Source organism: Nocardia sp. NBC_00508 (genome assembly GCF_036346875.1).
Lineage (GTDB): Bacteria > Actinomycetota > Actinomycetes > Mycobacteriales > Mycobacteriaceae > Nocardia.
The window spans coordinates 2311703-2317679 of record NZ_CP107852.1 but is presented as its reverse complement, the minus strand read 5'-3'; the positions used below and the strand labels follow the sequence as shown (position 1 = coordinate 2317679).

Below are 5977 nucleotides of genomic sequence, written 5' to 3'. Positions count from 1 at the left end.
GTGCGCTCGCGTTCGTCGATGCGTATCTGGCAAGCGGCTCCGTGAACGCTACTGTTGCCGGCATCGCACGGTCGCACCCGAATCCCATGCCCTCCCGCCGGCGGGAAGTTCCTCTCCGGTCGTCGGCAAGTACGCAGCATCGTCTGCACTACGCGGCCCGGGTACTACCTCGGGGGATCTTCGTTGTCCCCGCGGAAGAAGGCGCGAATCTCGTTGAGGCTGGGGGCGTCCGGGGAGATATCGGGCAGGTCGGGCAGGTCGTCGAAGTCGGCATCAACGGGTGCGGCGAGGGCCTCGGTCTGCTGCTGCGCCCGGCGCGCCGCGGCCCGAGTGACATCCACGATCGCCCTGCTCAACTGCTCCGGTGTCTGGCGCATTGCCGCGGCAGTGAGGCGCAGGTCAGTCAGCACGCCGGCGGCGTCCACGGTCACCTCTACCGATTGGTCGGGAGAACTCGCTTGCGTGCGAGCATTTTCCAGTTCTCGGAACACATCGGCGAGTCGGCCCTGCTGACGTTCGAAGGAGTCGAGGAGATGTTCGAGCTGGTTGCGCATGCCGTAGTTGGCCGAGCGCAGGCCTTCGCGCTCCCATCGATCCATGCCACTACCTTCCGACTCGCCCTCGAAATCCTCAGCGGACAGCGACGACCGCGGACCTCCGAACGTGCCCATAATGATGACCGACAGGTGCGTGGCAACTCTCACCGCTGGTGGGAAGGGGGACGAACCAGACGCCGTCCGCCCCGGCGGCAACGGGTCTCATTGCCGGTCCGGCAACGCCGCACGCGACATCACCACCAGCAGCCGACCCAGCACCTTCTGCGGGCCGTTGGCCTCGTCCTCACTCGATTCGACCGCGGCGAATCCCTCGGCCAGCGCCCTGCCCGGAACGAACAGACCCTGCTCGAAACAGTTGTCGCCGAGCTGCGCCCGCCATCGCTTGTAGCCGGCGACCACCCGGCTCAGCGTCTCGCCCCGGAAGTCGTTGATCCGCACGTATTCGGTGATGAGCGCGCGTTGCGCCTCCCGGTGTGCCCGAAACCCGCCGGTGAGGTCGACCGCGGCGCCGAGTTCCCGCAGGATCGCGGCATACATCGGTCGCCGTGGTGGACCGGATCCGGTCGTCGCCCGAGAACCACCGGCCAACATCCGAGGATCGGTCACAGCAGTGCGAGCCAGCACGATCCACGGCGCCGCCTCTCCCGATTTCTTTGCCGTGCTGCGATTCTCGACCGCAGATAGCGAACCCGTCACATCCCGGATCTCGATTCCGCGCAGCACGGACGGCATCCGCGGGAGGACGGTGTCGACAGCATCGGCGATGTCCTGGACCGTTGCCGCGGCGATACCCGCCGCGTCGAATCCGACGATCTCGATGTTGTGCCGAGCGGCCATCTCCCGAGCGATCCGCATGGCCCCGGCGTCGGTTTCTCGGCGCGCACGCACGCCTGCCTGTTTCGGGGGCCGCTTCTGCTCGGGACGTTCCGGCGCCGGCTTCTTGCCCGCGGGCGGGCGGTCCGGGGTGCGTGGAGGAGATACCCGAGGCGGGGTTTCGTTCGCCGGCGCGCCCGAGGGGCTCGGAGCCTTTGCCCAAGGGGTGCCCGACCTGTTCCGCGACCACGGCGTATCCGCCGACGGCTTGCCGGAGTCGTTGCGGCCGCCCGGCATCGTCTGTGGACCCGCCTGCTTCCCCGTCGGTGTATTCGTCGGCGCTCCCTGTCGCTCTGCGCCGTTACCGGGCGTCGTCGGCGATCCGGTCTCGGCTGCCGGGGGTTGGTCGCCGGATTTGTCATCGGGCGATTCGGTTTCTGGGGCATTGCCCGTCGAATCGTCCGGCTGTCCGGATTCCGTAGGTTGCTGTCCAGACTCCGCGGGCTGCTGGCCGGATGCCGGGGGTTGCTGCGTATCGACGCTGCCGCGGTCGTTCGGGGTGTCCGACTGCGGACGGGCGGAGTCTCCGTTCGCCGGGCGATCGGACGTGCCCGGCGGCCGTGCGGAATCGTCTGTGGTGCTGAGGGATTCGGTAGACGCCGCCTGCGGAATGGGTCCTGCCGACCGGTTCTGGCTCGGTGCGTTCGTGTCCGGGATGCCATCGTCGGCCGGGTTTCGGATGTTCTGCCCGCCGTAGTGGTCTCCGTCCTCGAACGCATCGGCCGCATGCTTCATCGCGGAACTCATCGCCCGCATGTCCGCGACGAGGTCGTCGAACCCCTCCAACGTACGGTCGGCACCGGGCTTGTAGGTGTGTGCGAACGTCTCGCCGGCTTCGTCGTCACCCCAGAACTCACCCTCGTCGGCGAGTGCCGCCTTCAGCTCGTTCGTCACCCGCTCGGCGTCTTCGGCCGCCTGCCACAACTCCGCCGCCGATTCGCGCATCTGGGCCAGGTCGACCGACAGTGATTCGGCCACGCAACCCCCTAGGTCGATATCGAGACGGCCCGGCCGTCTTCGGCTGCTGGACGGGACGTCGCGCATCGGCGAACAGCCACGCGCTAGGCCGACCCGAGCCGAAGCATAAGCGACGTTCGCTGGTGTTCCCGTCTGCGGGAATGCCGCTTGCCTCGGCCGGCATTTATGCCCCGGGCCGGGGAGCTGTTGGGAGTGCGTGCACGATCAGGAAGCCGAGCGTGCGGATATGCGGCTCCCTGCCGATGTCACGCCGGAAGACCTCGAGCCGCAACTGCCGTGGCATCCGGTCAACGCCGTATCCGCCGGTGTCACCGGCAACCTCCTCACCCATCTCGCTCTGGCCGTTCTCACCGGCGCGCTGTCCGTCGAACCCGGTTTCCGGTCCGGTGTGAACCTCGTCGTCCCCGGTGATCTACTGCTGACTGCTCTGGGGTGGTCGCGAATGACGAAGGCCGCCACCATCTTTGGGATGGTGGCGGACTTCGGGTTCGGTGCCTGGGGTCAGCGGGTGAAGAGCAGGGCTCGTTTGACTTCTTGGATCGCCTTGGTGACTTCGATGCCGCGGGGGCAGGCGTCGGTGCAGTTGAAGGTGGTGCGGCAGCGCCAGACGCCTTCGACGTCGTTGAGGATGTCGAGGCGTTCGCGAGCGCCTTCGTCGCGGCTGTCGAAGATGAAGCGGTGGGCGTTCACGATCGCGGCCGGGCCGAAGTAGCTGCCGTCGCTCCAGTACACGGGGCAGGAGGTGGTGCAGCAGGCGCACAGGATGCACTTGGTGGTGTCGTCGAACCGGGCGCGGTCGGCCTGGCTCTGGATGCGTTCGCGGGTGGGCTCGTTACCCGTGGTGATCAGGTAGGGCTTCACCGCGCGGAACGCGTCGAAGAACGGCTCCATGTCCACCACGAGGTCCTTTTCCACGGGCAGGCCGCGGATCGGCTCGACGGTGACGGTAATGGACTTGCCGCCCTTGGGCAGCATGTCCTTCATCAGCACCTTGCAGGCCAGCCGGTTGACGCCGTTGATCCGCATGGCGTCGGAACCGCAGACGCCGTGCGCACAGGAGCGACGGAAGGTGAGCGTGCCGTCCAGGTACGACTTGATGTAGATCAGCACGTTCAGGAAACGGTCGGTCGACAGGACCGGCACCTGGAACGATTCCCAGTGCGCGCCTTTGTCGTCCTCCGGGTTGAACCGGGCCACCTTGACGGTGATCATCACCGAGCCCTCGGGGACCGGAGCGGGCTTCTGCGAAGAGGGTGCTTCGGCAACAGCAGTCATCAGTACTTACGCTCCATCGGCTCGTAACGGGTCTGCACCACCGGCTTGAAGTCCAGGCGGATGTCCGACAGGAGATCCGAGCCTTCCTTGTAGGCCATCGTGTGCCGCATGAAGTTCACGTCGTCGCGGTCCGGGTAGTCCTCGCGGGCGTGGCCGCCGCGCGACTCCTTGCGGTTGAGCGCACCCACCACGGTGACCTCGGCCAGCTCGAGCAGGAAGCCGAGCTCGACGGCCTCGAGCAGGTCGCTGTTGTAGCGCTTGCCCTTGTCCTGCACGGTGATCCGCGTGTACCGCTCCTTGAGCGCGTGGATGTCGGTGAGCGCCTGCTTGAGCGTGTCCTCGGTGCGGAACACCGAGGCGTTGTTGTCCATCGACCGCTGCAGCTCGGTGCGGATGTCGGCGACCCGCTCGTTGCCGTGCTCGGAGAGGATCAGCGCCAGCCAGTCCTGCACCATCTGCGCCGGGTTCTCCGGCAGCTCCACGAACTCGCTGCGCTGCGCGTACTCCGCGGCGGCGATACCGGCGCGCCGTCCGAACACGTTGATGTCCAGCAGCGAGTTGGTGCCGAGGCGGTTGGCACCGTGCACCGAGACGCACGCGCACTCGCCCGCGGCGTAGAGGCCGGGGACGATGTCGGTGTTGTTGCGCAGGACCTCGCCCCGGATGCGGGTCGGGATGCCGCCCATCACGTAGTGACAGGTCGGGAACACCGGCACCAGTTCCTTCACCGGGTCCACACCGAGGTAGGTGCGGGAGAACTCGGTGATGTCGGGCAGCTTCTCCTCGAGCACGTCCTCGCCGAGGTGGGTCACGTCGATGTAGACGTAGTCCTTGTTCGGTCCGGCGCCGCGGCCCTCCAGCACCTCGAGCACCATCGAGCGCGCGACGATGTCGCGCGGCGCGAGGTCCTTGATAGTGGGGGCGTAGCGCTCCATGAAGCGCTCGCCGTCGGCGTTGCGCAGAATGCCGCCTTCGCCGCGGACGGCCTCGGAGATCAGGATGCCGAGCCCGGCCAGACCCGTCGGGTGGAACTGGTGGAACTCCATGTCCTCCAGCGGCAGGCCTTTGCGGAACACGATGGCCATGCCGTCACCGGTCAGCGTGTGCGCGTTCGAGGTGGTCTTGTACATCCGGCCCGAGCCGCCGGTGGCGAACACGATCGACTTGGCGTGGAAGACGTGGAGGTCGCCGGTGGCCAGCTCGTAGGCGACCACGCCGGTCGCGACCGGGCCGCGGTCGGTCTCGGTGAGCACCAGATCCAGCACGTAGAACTCGTTGAAGAACTCCACGTCGTGCTTGACGCAGTTCTGGTACAGCGTCTGCAGGATCATGTGGCCGGTGCGGTCGGCGGCGTAGCACGCACGGCGGACCGGGGCCTTGCCGTGGTCGCGGGTGTGGCCGCCGAAGCGCCGCTGGTCGATCTTGCCCTCGGGCGTGCGGTTGAACGGCAGGCCCATCTTCTCCAGGTCGAGCACCGCGTCGATGGCTTCCTTGGCCATGATCTCCGCGGCGTCCTGGTCGACCAGGTAGTCACCACCCTTGACGGTGTCGAAGGTGTGCCACTCCCAGTTGTCCTCTTCGACGTTGGCCAGCGCGGCGCACATGCCGCCCTGCGCCGCGCCGGTGTGGCTGCGGGTCGGGTACAGCTTGGTCAGCACCGCCGTCCGGACACGCGGGCCGGCCTCGATCGCGGCGCGCATGCCCGCGCCACCCGCGCCGACGATGAGGACGTCGTAGCGGTGCTCCTGAATCGGTCGAGATTCACTCATGCCTCCACCTCGCTGCGCTCGGCTCCGGCATGTGTGAAACACGCTGTATTGATGATTCGTTCGCTGCGCTCACTCATGGGAGGGGGCCTGTTCCTAACTGATGTTGGGGTCGAAGGTGAAGATGACGTAGGTGCCCACGCCCATGACCAGGATCATCGAGCTGACCAGCAGGGTCTTGAGCCAGAACCGGGTCGAGTCCTTGCGGGAGTAGTCGTCGATGATGGTGCGCAGGCCGTTGCCGCCGTGCAGCTGTGCCAGCCACAGCATGCTCAGGTCCCAGAACTGCCAGAACGGGCTGGACCAGCGACCGGCGACGAAGGCGAAGTTGAGTCGCTTCACGCCGCCGTCGAGCAGCAGCATGATCGTCATATGGCCGAGCACCAGCACGATCAGCAGCAGGCCGGAGAAGCGCATGAACAGCCAGGCGTACTTCTCGAAGTTGTTGGACGAGCGGGCGCGCGGCGAGCGGGGGAGATCCAGGCTGGCCGGACGGTCATACGACTTGCCGAGAACAGGTGCAGTCAT

General features: G+C 66.9%; 6 protein-coding genes. All 6 read right to left on the bottom strand.

Annotation, left to right across the window (positions count from 1 at the left end; all coding sequences use genetic code 11):
- Positions 1 to 164 precede the first annotated feature (164 nt).
- Positions 165 to 599, bottom strand: a complete 435-nt coding sequence (locus OHA40_RS10490; RefSeq protein ID WP_330232861.1) for a YbaB/EbfC family nucleoid-associated protein — start codon at positions 597 to 599, stop codon at positions 165 to 167.
- Positions 600 to 758: 159 nt separating this feature from the next.
- A complete protein-coding gene (locus OHA40_RS10485) occupies positions 759 to 2408 on the bottom strand; it encodes a hypothetical protein (RefSeq protein WP_330232860.1) in 1650 nt (549 codons plus the stop codon).
- Positions 2409 to 2571: 163 nt separating this feature from the next.
- Positions 2572 to 2739, bottom strand: a complete 168-nt coding sequence (locus tag OHA40_RS10480) for a hypothetical protein (protein ID WP_330232859.1) — start codon at positions 2737 to 2739, stop codon at positions 2572 to 2574.
- Between the two features lie 170 nt (positions 2740 to 2909).
- Positions 2910 to 3683 (bottom strand): succinate dehydrogenase iron-sulfur subunit, encoded by a 774-nt coding sequence (locus tag OHA40_RS10475; protein WP_330232858.1) that lies wholly within the window; start codon positions 3681 to 3683, stop codon positions 2910 to 2912.
- Complete coding sequence (gene sdhA / locus OHA40_RS10470; RefSeq protein WP_330232857.1) at positions 3683 to 5452, bottom strand: succinate dehydrogenase flavoprotein subunit; 1770 nt, start codon at positions 5450 to 5452, stop codon at positions 3683 to 3685. Before sdhA ends, OHA40_RS10475 begins: the two co-directional genes overlap by 1 nt.
- Before the next feature lie 93 nt (positions 5453 to 5545).
- Positions 5546 to 5977: a succinate dehydrogenase hydrophobic membrane anchor subunit gene (locus OHA40_RS10465; protein WP_330232856.1), complete on the bottom strand. Its 432-nt coding sequence runs from the start codon at positions 5975 to 5977 to the stop codon at positions 5546 to 5548.